The organism is Psychrobacter aquaticus CMS 56 (assembly GCF_000471625.1).
GTDB classification, from domain to species: domain Bacteria; phylum Pseudomonadota; class Gammaproteobacteria; order Pseudomonadales; family Moraxellaceae; genus Psychrobacter; species Psychrobacter aquaticus.
Window position 1 is genome coordinate 46,261 of the sequence record NZ_AUSW01000034.1, and the last position, 18,991, is coordinate 65,251.

General features: G+C 43.9%; 14 protein-coding genes. 7 read left to right on the forward strand and 7 right to left on the reverse strand.

The annotated features are described in order from the left end of the window. The first annotated feature begins 225 nt into the window (after positions 1–225). The 4 genes from M917_RS09810 (at position 226) to accC (ending at position 4,580) form a co-directional block, all read left to right on the forward strand. Positions 226–717, forward strand: a complete 492-nt coding sequence (locus tag M917_RS09810) for an EVE domain-containing protein (RefSeq protein WP_021814673.1) — start codon at positions 226–228, stop codon at positions 715–717. Between the two features lie 335 nt (positions 718–1,052). Then, positions 1,053–2,420 (forward strand): MATE family efflux transporter, encoded by a 1,368-nt coding sequence (locus M917_RS09815; protein WP_021814674.1) that lies wholly within the window; start codon positions 1,053–1,055, stop codon positions 2,418–2,420. 242 nt (positions 2,421–2,662) lie between these two features. Beyond that, complete coding sequence (gene accB, locus M917_RS09820; RefSeq protein WP_021814675.1) at positions 2,663–3,091, forward strand: acetyl-CoA carboxylase biotin carboxyl carrier protein; 429 nt, start codon at positions 2,663–2,665, stop codon at positions 3,089–3,091. Between the two features lie 127 nt (positions 3,092–3,218). Next, on the forward strand, positions 3,219–4,580 hold the full coding sequence (gene accC, locus M917_RS09825; RefSeq protein WP_021814676.1) for an acetyl-CoA carboxylase biotin carboxylase subunit: 1,362 nt from the start codon (positions 3,219–3,221) through the stop codon (positions 4,578–4,580). Positions 4,581–4,826: 246 nt separating this feature from the next. Here accC and M917_RS09830 read toward each other — a convergent pair whose 3' ends face one another. Then, entirely contained in the window at positions 4,827–5,453 is a 627-nt protein-coding gene (locus tag M917_RS09830) for a hypothetical protein (RefSeq protein ID WP_021814677.1), read from the reverse strand. Between the two features lie 328 nt (positions 5,454–5,781). Beyond that, positions 5,782–7,566 (reverse strand): 2-isopropylmalate synthase, encoded by a 1,785-nt coding sequence (gene leuA / locus M917_RS09835; protein WP_021814678.1) that lies wholly within the window; start codon positions 7,564–7,566, stop codon positions 5,782–5,784. Positions 7,567–7,784: 218 nt separating this feature from the next. On the opposite strand from leuA, the gene M917_RS09840 reads away from it, so the two are divergent. Then, positions 7,785–8,273 carry an Lrp/AsnC family transcriptional regulator gene (locus M917_RS09840; RefSeq protein ID WP_021814679.1) on the forward strand — a complete coding sequence of 163 codons (489 nt, stop codon included), beginning with the start codon at positions 7,785–7,787 and terminating at the stop codon, positions 8,271–8,273. 5 nt (positions 8,274–8,278) lie between these two features. Here M917_RS09840 and M917_RS09845 read toward each other — a convergent pair whose 3' ends face one another. The 5 genes from M917_RS09845 to M917_RS09865 form a co-directional block, all read right to left on the reverse strand. After that, positions 8,279–9,529 carry a YbfB/YjiJ family MFS transporter gene (locus tag M917_RS09845; RefSeq protein WP_021814680.1) on the reverse strand — a complete coding sequence of 417 codons (1,251 nt, stop codon included), beginning with the start codon at positions 9,527–9,529 and terminating at the stop codon, positions 8,279–8,281. Positions 9,530–9,660: 131 nt separating this feature from the next. Further along, positions 9,661–11,013: an ABC1 kinase family protein gene (locus M917_RS09850; protein ID WP_021814681.1), complete on the reverse strand. Its 1,353-nt coding sequence runs from the start codon at positions 11,011–11,013 to the stop codon at positions 9,661–9,663. 76 nt (positions 11,014–11,089) lie between these two features. Further along, complete coding sequence (locus tag M917_RS09855) at positions 11,090–11,884, reverse strand: HesA/MoeB/ThiF family protein (protein ID WP_040642690.1); 795 nt, start codon at positions 11,882–11,884, stop codon at positions 11,090–11,092. Positions 11,885–11,978: 94 nt separating this feature from the next. Further along, positions 11,979–12,860, reverse strand: a complete 882-nt coding sequence (gene prmC / locus M917_RS09860) for a peptide chain release factor N(5)-glutamine methyltransferase (RefSeq protein WP_021814683.1) — start codon at positions 12,858–12,860, stop codon at positions 11,979–11,981. A gap of 66 nt (positions 12,861–12,926) precedes the next feature. Then, the gene (locus M917_RS09865; RefSeq protein WP_021814684.1) at positions 12,927–14,558 is read right to left on the reverse strand and encodes an AmpG family muropeptide MFS transporter; all 1,632 of its coding nucleotides are present in this window, start codon (positions 14,556–14,558) and stop codon (positions 12,927–12,929) included. A gap of 778 nt (positions 14,559–15,336) precedes the next feature. On the opposite strand from M917_RS09865, the gene katG reads away from it, so the two are divergent. Both katG and M917_RS09875 read left to right on the forward strand, forming a co-directional pair. After that, complete coding sequence (gene katG / locus M917_RS09870; protein ID WP_040642692.1) at positions 15,337–17,523, forward strand: catalase/peroxidase HPI; 2,187 nt, start codon at positions 15,337–15,339, stop codon at positions 17,521–17,523. 439 nt (positions 17,524–17,962) lie between these two features. After that, on the forward strand, positions 17,963–18,892 hold the full coding sequence (locus M917_RS09875) for a LysR substrate-binding domain-containing protein (protein ID WP_021814686.1): 930 nt from the start codon (positions 17,963–17,965) through the stop codon (positions 18,890–18,892). Positions 18,893–18,991 lie beyond the last annotated feature (99 nt).

An 18,991-nucleotide genomic window follows, 5' to 3' on the forward strand; every position in this document is an offset into this window, starting at 1 on the left:
AACGGCTAGACGGCATAAAGAAAAGCATAGCGGCGATAAAATTACCAATAAATCCATTTACAAAAATGGATGTTAAAGCTGATGGCTTACAGGCAATATATCAGCAGCGTATTGAATATACATTTATTATATCGTTGATGAAAAGTCATATCGATACAACACATCTGCTGGTGCAACTTTAAAGTATTTCAACTATAACAGCGAATAACACAAGGGTAAAAATATATGGCTTACTGGTTGATAAAATCTAACCCCAAATTTTTTAGTATTAAAGATTTAGAGCGTTTGGGAACGGAAAATTGGGATGGTGTTCGCAATTACCGTGCCCGCAATTTTATGCGCGATAATATGCAGGTTGGGGATAAGGTTTTCTTTTACCACTCTAGCGCCAAGCCCTCTGGTGTTGCTGGCATCATGACTGTCAGCAAGGCTAGCTACCCTGACCCTAGTCAGTTTCACCCTGAACATCGTCATTATGATCCACTCGCAACTGAAGGTGAACCGCGATGGTATATGGTAGACGTGACTTTTGAGCAAGCCTTTAACCATGTTTTACCTTTATCAGAACTTAAGTTTCTGCCAGCTCTTGAAGACTCACTGTTACTTAAAAAAGGCTGTGAGCAGCTCACTGTTATTCCACTTGAACCCAAACATTGGCACGCTATCATAGATATGGCAGAGATACTTGATCTGTTGCCAAACGAGGAAAGGCTATAATAGTAATGATTCAGACCACGGCAATATGACTTACGACCCTCTTAATAAATGAAGGGGTTTAACGGTATTAAACGTGTGTAAAGCGTTGACATCATGACCTAGCTTCTTTACCATCTTATTTACTTATGACCTGTCAATCCTCCGCTTGGATTGACGGGTTATTTTCATTTTTGTGCCTTTTATTTTTTATACTCTGTCTATATAGGCTTGCCCATATTCTTTATCAGAGTATGATCATCGGCACTACTTCTCTCTTATCGTCTCGCTATTAACTTACTGATGGCAGTATTTGCTCATCAGTAATAATTACTGCAAAGAATAAAAAGTTGCTCATTATGGTTTTTCCATTATCTTTTAGAGATTTCAAAAGTTACAGTTTTCGCTTAGGCGTGCTCGCGCTTCCTATTTTAATCACTCAATTTTGCCAAGCAGCACTAGGGGTTGTCGATGCCATCATGGCAGGTCAAGTTTCCGCGCTTGACTTGGCTGCCGTGGCGGTCGGCTCCGGTATTTGGCTTCCCCTATTTTTATTAGCCACAGGGATTTTGATTGCAACCACACCGCTCATTGGTGAGGCTATCGGTCAAGACCAACATGACAAAGTGCCGCATATCACGCAGCAGTCTTTATGGACGGCAGGCGTGCTTGGTATTATTGGTTTTGTTGTGGTTAATTTAGCCCCAAATGTACTTGGTTTAATGGGTGTGCCTGAAAACATCCAACCAATAGCCACGCAGTATTTGTATGGTGTATCATTTGGCTTCCCAGCTCTGGCTGTCTATGCCGTGCTACGCAGTTATTGTGAAGCACTTGGGCGACCGGAGCCCGTGACAGTTATTAGTATTATTGGCTTAATTGCCGACATCCCTCTCAATTATATCTTTATACACGGTCTATTCGGTATGCCGGAGATGGGCGGCGCAGGCTGCGGTGTTGCAACCGCCTTGGTGTTATGGATAAACGTGCTATTATTGGCCGCTTATACCAGCTTCACTAAGCGCCAACAATTTGCTCGCACGCGCTTTTTTTATGCTTTTGCCCGCCCAAATCGTGCACAGATCAAAAAACTTCTTAAGCTTGGTATTCCTATTGGCATATCTATCTTTTTTGAGGCCAGTCTATTTAGCTTAGGGGCGCTGGTTATCAGTCCATTGGGTGAATTGGCAACCGCGTCGCATCAGGTCGCATTAGCAGTAACCTCACAGCTGTTCATGATACCCATATCGGTCGCTATGGCGCTGACAATCATGATATCCAATCGCTTTGGCGAAAAGAACCTTATGGCGCTGCGTCAAGTACAAGCCACTGGTTTAATCTGGACTGTATTGATTGCCATCATCTGTATGCTTGGCATATGGCTCTTCAGACCCGAACTAGCAGCCGCATTCACTGATAATCCAGCCGTTATCGCTCAGTCGATGCATCTACTGATATTTGCACTTGCTTATCAGCTGTTTGATGGCTGGCAAGTGAATGTAGCGGGTATATTACGTGGTATGCAAGATACTGCCGTACCGATGTGGGTCACATTCTTCTGTTATTGGCTGGTAGCTTTACCACTGGGTATTTATTTAGTGCGCTTTACCGACGTCGGTGCACAAGGGTTTTGGATGGCATTAATCACAGGGCTATTTTTGTCTTCTATCCTTCTGACATTGCGACTACGCTATCAACAGAAGCGCTTACTGGCGATGTGGGGCTAATATGGCTTTATCTAAACGCCATATCTGATGATATTTACTGGCACTAGACGGTCACATAGACTATGATAAATCATTTAGCATTTCCTACTCGCAAGATAGCTTACGTCATAATATGTAAAAAAATTCAGTTAACAACTGTACATCGATTGCTCATTGCCATGAATATAGGTATCATTAGCAATTATCTACACAATATTTAGTTACACTATTTCTCGAATTTGGTACAAGGCAAAATTAAAACTATGGATATTGAAAAAATACGCACCCTGATCGCACTCATGGAAGAAAGTGAACTGGTTAATTTAGAAATCAGCTCGGATGATGAACATATCAGTTTAACTCGTCACTATGATGCCCCAGCCCCAACGATGATGGCTGCTCCTTCTGTAGGCGCGGCTCCCATTGCTGCTGATGCAACACCAGCGGTAAAAGCTGGTAGTGTTGAGACATCTCCAATGGTTGGTGTCTTCTACTCAGCGCCAACTCCTAACGACCCACCATTTGTAAAGGTTGGACAAAAAGTTCAAGCGGGTGATACGTTAGGCATCATTGAAGCCATGAAAATCATGAATCCCCTTGAGGCGACTCAAAGTGGCATCGTTGACGAAATCTTGGTAGATAATTCTGAAGTTGTACAGTTTGGCCAACCTGTCATACGCTACAAAGCGTAACGATATTTGCCACACCCTACTTCATTATGACTGATGTCTTTTGATATTTATGCCCTGTAACGTTTAATCTTGCAATGCTATCTATCAGGACTCAGTCGATGACTGCCGCTTCGACAAGGATGACCCCATGATAAAAAAATTGCTCATCGCCAATAGAGGCGAGATTGCTTTACGTATCGTTCGCGCCTGCAAAGCCCTTGGTATAGAAACCGTAGGCGTCTATTCTACGGCGGATGCAAACTTAATGCATTTGCGCTTTGTTGATGAGGCAATCTGTATTGGCAAACCCAATGCCAATCAAAGCTATCTTGATATCAATACTATTTTAACCGCTGCTGAAATCACTGGTGCTGATGCCATTCATCCCGGCTATGGTTTTTTGTCAGAGAATGCTGAATTTGCTGAACGAGTAGAAGAAGCCGGTTTGACTTTCGTTGGCCCTAACGCTGACCACATTCGCTTAATGGGCAATAAAGTCTCAGCCATTAATGCGATGAAAAAAGCTGGTGTACCGACCGTGCCAGGCTCGGTGGGTGCAGTAACATTACATAATGCCGAAGACCAAGCACGTAATATCGGTTTTCCACTGTTGATTAAAGCAGCTTCTGGTGGCGGTGGCCGCGGTATGCGCGTGGTCGAGCGCTTCGAAGAAGTTATCGGACAAGTACAAGCAGCCAAGCAAGAAGCTGAACTGTGGTTCGGTGATGATACTGTCTATATGGAACGCTATCTACAAAACCCGCGTCACGTAGAAGTACAAGTGCTTGGTGACGGTAATGGCAATGCCATTCATTTATACGACCGTGATTGCTCGCTGCAGCGTCGTCACCAAAAGGTGCTAGAAGAAGCCCCTGCGCCTGACATTCCTGATGATGTGCGTGAACCTATCTTAAGAGCGTGCGTGAAAGCGTGCGAGCTTGTAAAATATCGCGGTGCAGGTACTTTCGAATTCTTATTTGAAAACAACGAGTTTTTCTTTATTGAAATGAACACTCGTGTACAGGTAGAACATCCCGTCACTGAAATGATTACCGGTATTGATGTGGTCGTTGAACAACTTAAAATCGCTGCTGGCTATGGCTTGTCTTATCGTCAAAGCGAGATTGAGATTCAAGGTCATGCGATTGAATGTCGTATCAATGCCGAAGATCCCGCGACTTTTATGCCGTGTCCTGGTACCGTCAGCCAACTCTTTGCTCCAAGTGGCGCAGGCGTTCGCTTTGACTCACATTTGTACCCTGGCTATGAGATACCGACATATTACGATTCATTGATCGGTAAGCTGATCTGTCATGGGCAAACTCGTCAGCAAGCAATCTCTAAAACATTGCATGCGCTTGATGAATTGGTGATTGAAGGTATCAAAACCAACATACCTCTGCATCGTGATGTGATTTTGGCGGATGACAACTTTGTCAATGAAGCCCAAAATATTCATTATTTGGAAAGAGAGCTTTTGACTGCAAATAAAGCTAAAAAACCCTCTTAAGAATAAAGCAACTCCCATAAAAGAACCGCTATCAGATGGCGGTTTTTTTATGGGAGTTTATTAAATTTTAAACGACCAAGGTATAGTGAGTTCAGTATAAAAATAAGTCAACGCGACTGGAATGAATTTTTTGCAGCCTCTGTCTGCGCAGGCACAGCAAGCAAGAAAAACTTATTCCAGTTCAGCGTCGGAATATAATGTATCTACTTTATTTAGAGTCGACTATAATTTGGTTAACACAATATCTTAAGGTAAAACTCTATTAAAAGTCATGAAGCATTCTTTTCCATCAGGATCAGCACACCACTGCATTTGGTTATTATCATGGCTTAAAAACGCAATCAACGCTTCATCAGTTTGGTCAATCTGGTTACCTGAGCAATCTACTTCATTATTGTCATAAATCGTCTTGAGAGCGATAATAGGCAGTCCTTCTTCACGGTGCGTGATTAAGTAGCGACCGTACGTCCATTCTTTGCCACTGACCGCCCACATCTCATTGTCGGCACTAAAATTATATAATTCACGGCACTGGTTAGATGGTTTCGTAGATGCCATTAATTGCTTATTGGTATTTGGCTGAATATTAATATTAAGAACGCGCTTTTCAGTTTGAGTAAGGACACCGCCCTCTGTGCCAACAGTCACTTTCGGCTCGTCAACCTTTATCTGTGGGCCATCTTTTAATGTGGCTTGTGCAGCGGCCGCTTCTTTTGTCATCGTTATACCACTATCTAACTCTATCTCCCATTGACCAGCAATAGCGGGACTAATATGGGTGGTAATAGTTGGCTTACTAATGACTTCACCATTCGCTGGCAATGAAGCCAAAAGCGCTGCCAATGAAAATGAAGCAAATGATATAGGTTCCATAATTAACCTTTTATTTATAATGATATGCGTTATATACATTAGCGTAAGTCTTAGACACTAAAAACACAAGTAACATTATGCTATTGGTCGTGATGCTATAAAAAACCACATGGTAGATTATGGGCTTTATAACGATACAGCAGGACTGGGATAAATTTTTTGCAGCCTCAAATGAGTTTTTCTTTACTCAAGAAATAACGCCATCGCTTTGCTTACTAAAAGCAAGAAGCGATGGCGTTATAAATAAACGCTATTCACACTATAGTCAATACACTATAAAATGCGTACAGCGCTGCTAGAACAAATTACATTAGGGCGTGTTCTAAATTTAAGCGGCGGTTTTGCCGACTGCCTGAGCAAAAGCTGATAGCGCGCCTTTTAGCATCGCTGATACGGTGCTGCTACAAGTACCAATACCTGAGTAGACCTCACCATCAATATTCAACTGAATGTAAGCCGCTGCGTTAGCATTGGTTTTGTTATCATTATTGGTATCATCATCGATACCGTTACCGCTGTTATGATGCGGATTAATCGCATGCTCAGCATAGTTAATAACGTGTAATGACTTACCGGTATGCTGCGCAAGACCATCGATAAACGATGATAACGGCCCATTGCCCGTACCATCAATATCGATGATGTCACCATGCATTTGCACCTGCCCATTAAAATAGACGTCACCGCCTTTATTATTGACACTATAATCTAATAGCTCAAACTTGCCTTGCTGTAGATAGGTAGTCTCAAAGGTCTGTAAAATTTCATCATTCTGCAATTCACGTGCAGCCGTTTCCGCTTGCTTCTGTACCACACCGCTAAAGTCGATCTGCATCCAGCGCGGTAAGTTAAAACCATAATTGCGCTGCAAAATATAAGCGACGCCACCTTTACCGGATTGGCTATTGATCCGTACCACATCTTGATAGCTACGACCAATGTGCGCCGGATCAATTGGTAGATATGCCACATCCCACACATTGTCAGTCTCGTCTTGATGCTTCTCATTATAGTCGAGCGATTTTTTGATGGCATCTTGATGCGAGCCACTAAAGGCGGTAAAGACCAACTCGCCCACATAAGGATGACGCGGATGCAAAGGTAGATTATTGCATTCACTCACCACCTGTACAATTTCGCTCATGTTACTAAAATCAAGTTCAGGATCGATACCTTGACTAAACAGATTCATGGCCATGACCATAATATCCATGTTGCCCGTACGTTCACCATTACCCAATAACGTACCTTCGATACGATCAGCACCAGCAAGCACACCAAGTTCAGCGGCAGCCACGGCACAGCCGCGGTCATTATGTGTATGTAAGCTGATAATCACATGCTCACGGTGGGCAAGATTGCGGCAGAAATACTCAACCTGATCAGCAAACACATTGGGCATAGAGGCTTCAACAGTCGCTGGTAAGTTCAGAATCACCTCTTGCCCCTGCTGCGGTTGCCATACCTCACAAACTGCATCACAGACTTCTACGGCATAATCCGTTTCTGTTTGGCTAAAGCTTTCGGGCGAATATTGAAACACCCAATCGGTCTCAGGGTATTTTGCTGCATACTGCTGTAACAGCTTGGCACCAGTGATTGCGATTTCTTTAATTTCAGCTTTGTCTTTCGCATAGACCTTTTCACGTTGTACACGGCTGGTTGAATTATAGACATGGACAACCGCACGTTTTACGCCTTTTAATGACTCAAAGGTACGGGCGATCAAATGCTCACGAGCTTGTACCAAAACTTGCAAAGTTACATCATCAGGCACATGGTTTTCTTCAATAAGTTTACGAGCAAAGTCAAATTCAACTTGTGCTGCTGATGGAAAGCCAATTTCAATCTCTTTAAAACCTACGTCTACCAAAGTGTTAAAAAAACGCATCTTTTGTTCAATAGTCATCGGATCAATCAGCGCCTGATTGCCATCACGCAGATCCACACTTGCCCATATTGGCGACTTCTCAATCGTTTTGCTCGGCCAAGTGCGATCTGGCAGCGATGGCGCAAATGCAAATGGGCGATACTTACGGAAATCAAAAGCGGCACTTTTTGGTGTCATCTTTGCCGTCGTTGCGGCTACAGGGCTTGTGGCTTGGTCAGACATAATCAATCCTTAGATGATATGAGAATTTATATTTTTAGCTGGTGGCGGGCGATTAGATCATCTATTTATCATACGAGATAACCCATGTTTATACCATTATAATAGCAAAGTTTATAGTAGAGAAATCAGCTTTATTCCATTAAATTTAACATTATTTTAGTGAAAAAACTTGCATAAACAACTATAATTAGATGAATTCACCAATAAGATAACAAATCATGTCCAGCGGTCATTTTGATAGCGCATCTTTAGCCGATATAGATGAGACCGATAGACAGTTATTACGTTTATTACAAACGCAGGCGCGTATGAGTATTACCGAGCTTGCCGAACGCGTTAATCTGTCAGCCACTCCTTGCGCGCGCCGCATTAAGCGTTTAGAAGATGCAGGCATTATCACCGGCTACCATACCAAAACGGATGCACAAAAACTGGGCTACCCATTGGCAGTATTTATTGCTATTAGTATGGATCGTCACACTGCCGAGCGTTTTGAACAATTTGAAACAAAGGTTCAAAGCTTTGATGAAGTCGTGAGCTGTAGTATTGTCACTGGTCGCACAGAAGACTATCTCATTAAAGTGCGGGTGCGCGATATGGCGCATTATGAGGAGTTTTTATTACACAGACTAAATCGTATCGAAGGCGTCGCGCAAGTACATACCAGCTTTGAGTTGCGAGAAGTGTTCAGTCGTAGTGTGATTTAGGCAGGTTAAGCAGTTGTCGTTGATTGTCGCCGAAATAGTAACAGTAATATTAAACCAATAATTAATCCAATAGCAGCAACCAATAGCCCTGCATTAAAATTGCCGTCCTCCCCTGCTAATGCCACTGTTACCAATGGCCCCAAAAACTGCCCTAACGCATAGGCCAATGTGGCAAGTCCCATCAGCAAGTTCGAGTAAGCGGGATTGATATTTTTGATCAAGGTCAGAGTCATTGATACCATACCAACGAAAGTCAGTCCTAATATGGCGGCATTGCCGTATAGGCCTACAGCACCATCGAACCATATAGGCAAGCACATCCCCAATGCTTGTAATACGGTCAAGCCCATTAAGGTTTTTATTTCACCAATTCGTTTGGCAAGAGCGCCCCACAAAGGATTAGAGAGCGTCGCAAAAATACCAACAACCAACCAAATTATTAACCCAGCATAAGTCTGCATCGTGAGCCGCTGGGCTGCCATGACTGGCAAAAAAGTCGCCGACGTAATATAACCAAAACCTGCCAGCACATAACTCGCTGACAACAAAGCAATGGCTTTATAATGACCCGCTATGGCTTCATATAAGGCCTGTTTAAAGCTCAGATAGGTTTGATATATTGATAGGCGCGGGCTGGGATGATTTGAATCAGCAAGATAAGGATCTTTTGGCTTTATAGCCCAGAGTAACCATAAAAGCGGTAGACTACTTAGCCCTGCCACCAGCCAGATAACATCGAAATGATAGCCTAATACCAGCAGCCACCAAGTCAAGATAGCAGAGGCACTGATCCCAACACCGATACCGGCATAGTGTACTGCTGAGAGCACAGATCGGCGAGCAGGACTTAAGCTTTGAATGACAAAGGATGAACTTAAAATCATCGCCACCCCGCTTGCAATACCTGCCAGCAGACGAATAACATACCACACATTTAATGACATATCGGGCACAACCAGCAGCATCGTTGTTACGACACTCACTATCGTCCACAGCATCATTGCTTGCCATGTCGAGCGCTGAGGCACGAACATAGCAATGAGTGCGCCGATAAAATAACCAATATAGTTGATCGAAGCGAGCCAGCCTGCAATCGTCGTCGAAAGCGACAGTTGCACCATAATGTCAGGCAAGGTAGCGGTAAACAAAAAGCGCCCATAGCCCATGACCACTGCCATGCAGTAAAGACCTATACAAGCAATCGCAACTTCGTTGGTAATAGTAGGAAGCGCACGGCTTTTGAAAGCAGTCATCATGACAGAGCCATTTTGTGGCAGTTAGGGGGTGCCATCAATTAGCACATTGCTGACACCCCCTAGCACACAATCCTTTGTGTTAAAACAGTCGAAAGCAATAACAAGTAGATCATTTAAAACATTATTAAAAATTAGGAAACATGCAACGTTCGCGCTGTATTCGTCTCAGCCTCTGTTTGTCCGAGCATTTGAACGCGCTGATCGCTGAACATATCCATATCAGGTGCAAGCGTACGCATGAACCGATCAAAATATAACATCTGCTTGGTCAATAAAGCAAAATCACGTGGAAAATGAATACCATGACGCTTACCAACATCGACAATTTCGAGCATCATGGTATTAAGCTCATCGGCTTGCTCTTTGCTATTAAAAGGCACACCGCTGGTAAAGGCTTTGTCTTCTGCCATGATGGTCTTCATCATACGCTGCAAATCATTTCCCAACGCCACCACATCGACATGATTTCCACCATGGGTCATTTCCATATCAACCATGTGACGCGCCATCGCTTGATAGTCATTATCTTGCATCGCTTGCATCATACCCATACACGCGCGCCAGCTTTCTGCTTTTAATTTACCGACAATACCAAAGTCTAAAAAACCAATACGGCCATCGGTGAGCAGCATTAAATTACCAGCGTGCAAATCGGCGTGAAAACTATTGCACAGCATGAGACTGGCAAACCATGTATTCAGAGTATCGGCCATGACTTGAGCCGGATCAGCACAGTACTGACGCATCGACGACTCATCTACCATAGAGACACCGTATAAGCGACTCATCGTTAAAACCCGCTTCGTCGTTAGCGCCTCATATACTTCTGGTGCCACCACACGAGTGTTGCCTGATACGGCCAAAAACTGCTGAAAATCACGAATATTTTGTGCCTCAGCGATAAAGTCCGTTTCCGCAAGCATACGCAGACGAATCTCATCAATAATCGGTGCAATACTGGCAAACTTCATCGATGGCATCAACAGCTCAAGCAATTTAGTGACGCCATGCAATACGCCCAAATCCGTCTGCATGATGGTCTCGACACCAGGCTTCTGCACTTTTAGCACAATCTCATCACCGTTGTGTAGACGTGCCGCATGAACTTGGGCGATAGAGGCCGATGCTAGCGGTTTTGAGTCGATATGCGCAAACACATCATCAAGCGTCATGCCATCAATCGCCAACTCTTCTGTTAATACTTGCTCAATATAAGCGTAAGATAATGGTGTGGTTTGATCCAAACAGCTCTGGAATGCGGTAACATAATCACGCGGAAACAGTGACGGCGTACTGGCTATAAACTGACCAATTTTGATATAAGTCGTCCCTAATTGCTCAAAAGTCTCTTTGAGCAGTATCGCATCAGGCTTTTCACCTCTTGCGACTCTTAGTGCCGAGAGACCAGCAACGCTAGCCGTTTGGCGAACACGATTGACAACATTAAATGTATGCTTTAATAAATGCGGACGATGAATCTTCATAAAAAACAACTATGGTAATAAAAAGGAAGGTTGGGAATAGCTAAAAATGCGTTAAACAGTCAGGGACTAATAAAGATCAATGACCATTACAGACAGGACACTGGGGATCTTTGCGATAGCCCATTAGCCGTTGCTGCATCTGCTTACCATCCCATAATAGCAGCTTGTTTGTCAGTGGATTTTTGGTTAATCCCAAATACTGCAAAGCGGCATTGGCTTGTAGATTACCCATGACTGCGGTAGTGCTGGCAAGCACACCTGAATTGGCACAAGTGCGCTCATCTGCTGCTTCGTCAATGACTACTGAGCCAAACACACAGTGATAACATCCCGTATTTAGATGGGGTTCAAACAATGCTAATTGACCTTGCATCGCAATTGCCGATGCCGACAATAATGGAATCTGATAGCGCACACTAATGCGATTAATAACGTCACGCGTGGCAAAATTGTCCGTACAATCTAATATCAAGTTTGGCTTACCAGAAGCGATATCGAGCAACTCATAAGCGTTGTCTTCACTCAATCGTGCCACCGTACCGCGCGCTGCTATCAAGGGATTAATACGCTCTAATATGGTCGCAGCTGTCAAGGCTTTAGGTTTGCCAATATCTTCAGGCAAAAACAGCGTTTGCCGCTGTAAGTTGCTCGCCTCAATCACATCATCATCAAGCAAATGAACTTGCCCAAGTCCTGCACGTACTAAGGTCTCAGATGCTGGACATCCAAGGCCGCCTGCGCCAATGATGACCACACGAGACGACTTGAGTCTTAACTGAGCATCCATATCCCAGCCATCAAGTAATATTTGCCGCGCATAACACAGCAGCTCACTGTCTAATAGTTGCTCTGTATCCGACGATTGCGCCATATTCATTCAAAACCTATGATTAAAAAGCTCATTGTTGCAAAATCTGACTGCTAGAGAGCTTGCCTATAAACAGAAAGTTTGCCTATATATCTTGCTATTGCCTTTGACCAAGCGTCACACGATCATTACCACCATAATCTTGCACTGTCGTTACGGATTCAAAGCCATTGTCTGCAAAAAGTTGACGGACAGCAGCGCCTTGATCAAAACCATGCTCAATCGCTAGCAGTCCTCCCGCGCTCAGATAAGGCGCAGCCTGCCGAACGATATGCTCGATATCAGCCAAACCTTGATTGGGCGCACTCAATGCACTAATAGGTTCAGCGACTAGCCGTGCTAGATGTTCGTCTGCTTCATCTATATAGGGAGGATTGGAGACAATCACATCAAATGACTGTGGCTCATGAGTAGAGAGCTTGTCATACCAGCTGCTTTGTATAAATTCAATATGAGCGACATCATTCATAACAGCATTATGCCGAGCGATTGTGAGCGCTTCTAGCGATAAATCGACAGCGACCACTTGCCAATTGTCATGTTTCAACTCATGTTTTAATTCATGCGCCAGACTGATGGCAATACAACCTGAGCCTGTGCCCAAATCCAATAAGCGCTTAGTACTGGCGTGGGTTGACTGGGTATTTATCCAATTTAATACTTGCTCAATCAGCACCTCAGTATCAGGTCTCGGAATCAGAGTATGCTCATTGACCGTAAAGCTAAGCGACCAAAATGCTTGCTGACCTGTTAAATAGGCCAACGGCGTACCCTGCTGCATCTGACTCACACCTGCATTGAATTGCGCCAGCTCACTGTCCGTCAGCTCATAGCTTTCATCAGTAATCAAAAATAGCGCTGGCTTATCAATAACATACAACAACCAATCTGTTAGCCAAAATGACGGTAGCATAGCTGTATCACTGCTCGTCATCTGCTGAATTTGCTGCTTTATTTGCCGAATGGTCAATGCTGTCATAACTTGCTTTTGCTCTTGCTTTTAGAATATTTGGAATTTGGAATACATAAAAAAATACCGATTAATTTACTCTGACGCTCGCGGTGGTTCTTTGGTATCCGTCAGATTTGGATTAGCTTTGGTTAACTTGTCATCACTGTCACCGTAGATATCATCGTTATCACCAATGACGATATGTTTATCCACCAAATAAATCAGCACTAAAATTGGAATACCAATAGCAAAGGTGAAGATAAAGAAAAACGGATAGCCCATATTATCAACAATGGTGCCCGAATAGCCGCCCAAAACCTTGGGCAATAAGGTCATAAGTGAAGAAAATATGGCGTATTGTACCGCCGTAAAACGAATAGAAGTCAGTGCTGATAAGAAAGCGATAAACACCGCACTGGCCAGACCTGCGGCTAGATTATCAAAAATCACAGCTACGTACATCACTGGCAAGCTGCCTTGATGATAGGTCAATAGCACAAACAATAAGTTGGTCACACAGGCCAAAATCGCACCAACCATCATCGCCTGCATCATACGCAGCTTTTGTGCCATCAGACCGCCCAAAAACCCACCGGCAATCACCATAATGACCCCAACCAATTTCACAGCATTGGCAATATCGGTTTTGGTAAAGCCCATATCGAGATAAAAGACGTTAGAAATCACGCCAGCGACGATATCAGAGATACGGTAAAGACCAATCAACGCCAGTAATAACAGCGCTTTTTTGCCATAACGGCGGAAAAAATCTGCAATAGGCTCAACCCAAGTCGCCTTTGCTACCTCTTCTTTGACCAATCCGACTTTTACTAGCGCATAACCAATGACTAACGCTGTAATCAAACTCAACGCCAAATGTACAATTTCAATCAAGAAGCCCCATAGCGCGCTCTCAGTTTCAGGCAGTATGGCACCAACATTGGCAAATACCATGACAAAACCAACCACTGACAAGGCAAATACCAAGACCAAACGCGTATAATCTGATGTTTGTCGTGGCACACGTACCTGTTCACTCACTGGCTCATGAATAACTAGAGTAGTCACCACACCAATACCCATAACCCCTGCCATGATCCAGTAGGTATTGCGCCATGCTTCATAGCTATAAAGCGTTTCTGTAGAGCCAAAATAGTCAGCCAAATACAGTGCACCCGCGCCCGCAACAATCATACCCAAACGATAGCCAGCCGTATACATCGCTGATAGTACCGATTGCAGACTTGGCGGTGCCAGCTCAATACGATATGCATCGATGACGATGTCTTGGGTGGCAGAAGAAAAACCAAGCAGTACAGCGCCAACTGCCATCCAAACCAGACTGCTTTCATCGATTGGATTGACACTAGCCATCAGACAGATGGCGAGAATAATCAATAACTGAGCGACCAATATCCAGCTGCGACGACGACCCAATAGTTTGGTCAATATGGGCAACGGTACAGCATCGACTAAAGGCGCCCAAATAAACTTAAACGAGTAGCCCAAAGCCGCCCAGCTGAACATGGTCACCACGCTGCGATCAATGCCTGCTTCACGTAGCCATAATGAGAGACTCGAAAAAATAAGCAGAATTGGAATGCCAGCAACAAAACCCAAAAACAACATGATAATAGCACGCCGATCGAGATAGGCTTTTGCCGCATCTCCCCACGATTTTTTGGCAACGGGTTGATTGGGTGGCACAGATTTGACAGCAGACATAATAACTCACCAACACTTGAGACAAAGAACACAACTGCGCACAATTTTTATCAATCATTCAGATCAACTGTCGATAAAAGGGATCGATAAAAATTGCTTAACGTTGCACAAATACGACCGTTACAACAAAATTCAATTATGGTACTTGAGAACGTCTACCTTGACTAGATATTTTTGCATTAACTGCTTGATTGTAAATCTCAGAGAGGGCTTATTTTTTGCCATGTAACGCAGCGTAGACTAGTGTTTCATCGAAGTTAAATTGACCCTTATTTTTCTTGCTCTTTTCTTTCTTTATTACTCTCATTAAAGGTATATGGTAATTCATTTATTTCCGTGTAATATTGTAATATGTAGGTAGACACAAAAGTCGTGCGAGTTTCATTATCATTATCGAGAGTGAAGAATGGCATCAATAATACGCTGGATAAGGCAACCCCTCACATCTTTATGATTGGTAATTTAAAACTTATAATCCTTATATATTAGTTTTATGAATTCATAGCACTTAGTTATGCTGTGTATGTAAGCAATGGTTACCACGATTGACTATTTATTATCCCTATTACCACAGCCTAGGAGTTATATTATGTCCGACTCAACCCCCACCCCAGCTGACAAAGACGCGACGCCAGATGCGGGACGTTGCCCAGTAAATCACGACAGTAATAACAATAATGATGCGCCGACCAACACAACCTACGATCAAGGTGACGATAAAGGACCGACGATTCATAGTGAAAACGTTGATCAAACGCACGCACCGCAGCGCCCTAGTATGGGTGGCTGTCCTGTTATGCATCAAGCACATACCACCACTGCATCTGCCGCCACCGATTGGTGGCCAAACAGCTTAAATTTAGATATCTTGCATCAGCAAGACCAAAAAACGAACCCGATGGGTGCAGACTTTGATTATTCTGAAGCCTTTAAGCAGCTCGATCTAGAAGCTGTTAAACAAGACCTAAAAGACTTTATGACTGAGTCACAAGTGTGGTGGCCAGCAGATTGGGGTCATTATGGCGGTTTGATGATCCGCATGGCATGGCATTCGGCTGGTACTTATCGTAATGCTGACGGACGCGGTGGCTCTAATACGGGCAATCAACGCTTTGCGCCACTAAATAGCTGGCCAGACAATGTCAACCTTGACAAAGCACGCCGTTTATTATGGCCTATCAAGAAAAAATACGGCAACAAATTGTCGTGGGCTGACTTGATGATTTTGGCAGGTAATATGGCCTATGAGTCAATGGGCTTTAAAACTTTAGGGTTTGCGGGTGGTCGCGCTGATATTTGGCACCCAGAAAAAGACATCTACTGGGGCTCTGAGCGTGAATGGCTTGCCCCCACCGAAAACCGCTATGAAAATGATGAAGACCGCACGTCACTCGAAAACCCACTGGCAGCGGTGCAAATGGGCTTGATTTATGTCAATCCTGAAGGTGTCGATGGCAACCCTGATCCGCTAAAAACTGCCCAAGATATGCGTACTACCTTTGCCCGTATGTCCATGAATGATGAAGAAACCGTAGCATTAACAGCAGGTGGACATACCGTGGGTAAGTGTCATGGCAATGGCGATGCAACTATATTAGAAGATGAGCCAGAAGCCGCCGATGTGCATGAGCAAGGTTTAGGCTGGCGTAATCCTAAAGGTCGTGGCAACGCAGGTGATACCGTTTCGAGCGGCATTGAAGGCGCATGGACAACCAATCCCACTCAATGGGATCACGGCTATTTTGAGCTACTCTTAGGGCACAACTGGGCATTGGCTAAGAGTCCAGCAGGTGCTTGGCAGTGGGAACCGACCGATATCAAAGAAGAAGATCGTCCATTAGATGCACACGATCCAAATGTACGCCGCAACCCAATCATGACCGATGCGGATATGGCCTTGATTAAAGACCCTATCTATCGTGAGATTTCAGAGAAATTTCATCAAGAGCCAGCGTATTTTGATGAAGTATTTGCTAAGGCTTGGTTCAAGCTGACGCACCGCGATCTGGGCCCGAAATCTCGCTACTTAGGGGCAGACGTACCAAGCGAAGACTTTATATGGCAAGATCCTATTCCTACAGGCAATGCTGATCTGACGGCTGATGATATTGCGAGGCTAAAATCGAAAGTATTAGACAGCGACATTAGCCGCCGTGAATGGATCATCACTGCATGGGATAGCGCACGTACTTTCCGTGCTTCAGACTATCGTGGTGGCGCTAATGGTGGACGCATTCGTCTTGCACCGCAAAAAGACTGGGCAGGTAATGAGCCAGAACAGCTGCAACGTGTACTTGAGACATTGACAGGCATTCAAACTGCATTTGACAAAGACATTAGCTTGGCAGATCTCATTGTGTTGGCTGGTAATACCGCCATTGAGCAAGCAGCAATCGATGCTGGCGTAGACATCACTGTACCATTTAGAGCTGGCCGCGGTGATGCTGAAGCAGCAATGACCGATACAGAGTCTTTTGGCGATTTGGAGCCTTTACACGACGGTTATCGCAACTGGGTCAAAGAAGACTACGCCGTCTCCCCCGAAGAGATGCTACTTGATCGCACGCAATTGATGGGATTGACCGCGCCTGAGATGGTGGTACTAATCGGTGGTATGCGCGTCCTAGATACCAATCATGGTCAGAGCCAACATGGTGTCTTTACTGAGCGTGCTGGCATCCTTACCAATGACTTTTTCGTTAATCTAACGGACATGAATTACACGTGGCATCCAGTAAAAACAAACGACACAGGCAGTAACGCAAACACTTATGAAGTACGTGAGCGCAGTACCGGAAACACCAAATGGCAAGCCAGCCGTGTAGACTTGGTGTTCGGTTCTAACTCTATATTGCGTGCTTACGCTGAGCTATATGCACAAAACGACAATTTAGAAAAATTCGTTCATGATTTCGTTAATGCTTGGAGCAAAGTGATGAATGCGGATCGCTTTGATCATGCCTAATACCCCTAATATCTCTTTTTATTAGGTCAAATAGCGCTGGTTAGATATGGTCAGGTGAACATAAAAAATGGTCAGTGAGACTAGGATAAATTTTTTGCAGCATCGAGCTGCGAAGGCATAGCAAGCAAGAAAAATTTGTACCAGTTTCGCGTCATAATATTGTGTATCCATTCTATTTAATATCAACTATACAAAACTTACGAACAGCTATCTTTTAGAAGGTAGCTGTTTTTTTGTTTAATGATGTATCCCTATTTCAAAGCATTAGTGAGTATATTTCAAATAAAAGACTCTATATTCCTAAATATTATAAATTGATAGCTATTTATTATATACAAGAATAATAGCTTTGTTTTACACTACGCTCTTACAGCATATTCGTACATTTTTACTTTCACATACAGACAGGGTCTGTATACCTATACAATAGGATTAAGTTATGGCAATCGACGTAGTAGTCAATCAGCGGCATTTACAAATTCAGCTTAAACAGCTGGAAACAGTATGGCATACGGTGATCAATGGCTATAACTTAAGTCAAGCCGCAACCGTACTACACACCAGTCAATCGAGCTTGTCCAAGCACATTGCTGCCCTCGAAAATCAACTCAAAACCGAAGTTTTTATTCGTCAAGGCAAACGACTGACGGGTCTTACGACCATGGGTACGGCTCTTATGCCGCATATCGAATCTATCTTCGCTGAAATACGCACCATTGAAAACCTTAGCCTCGACTTTAACAACCCAAATATCGGCACGCTGACGATTGCGACCACTCACACACAAGCGCGGTATGTGTTGCCACAAGTGGTGAAAGAATTTAAAGCGCGTTTTCCTAAGGTCAATTTAATTCTACAACAGGCAGATCCTGAGACTATCGCACAAATGGTGATTCGTGGTCAGGCTGATATCGGTATTGCCACTGAGTCCTTACTACACAATAATTATCTCAGATGCTACCGTTATTATGATTGGACGCATCGCGTCATTGTACCCAGCGATCATGAACTTGCGAATCAAGAAAGTGTTGACTTGCCAACCCTTGCCAGCTATCCAATTGTCACCTATCACGGCGGCTTTACGGGGCGCGGCGCGATTGATAAAACCTTTGAAGAGGCAGGTTTAGAGCCTGACATCGTATTGGCCGCGCTTGATGCTGATGTCATCAGTACGTACGTGGGTCTTGGTTTGGGCATTGGTATCATCGCAGAAATGGCATTTGAGCCGAGTCATTATCAAAACTTAACAGCGATTCCAGTGGATCATTTTGGACGCTTTACCAGTTGGATGGCGGTACGTGATGATGCGGAAATTCGACAATACGGTCGTGCCTTTATGGAGCTGTGTCAGAAACAATTTGACAACTAAATAGGGCTGCTAAACCGCTGGCCCTACCTTACCCTACCTTTACCGAGCTTATGTATAAGTGATAAAATACAATCTAGAACGTTATTCAACGTTTGATTT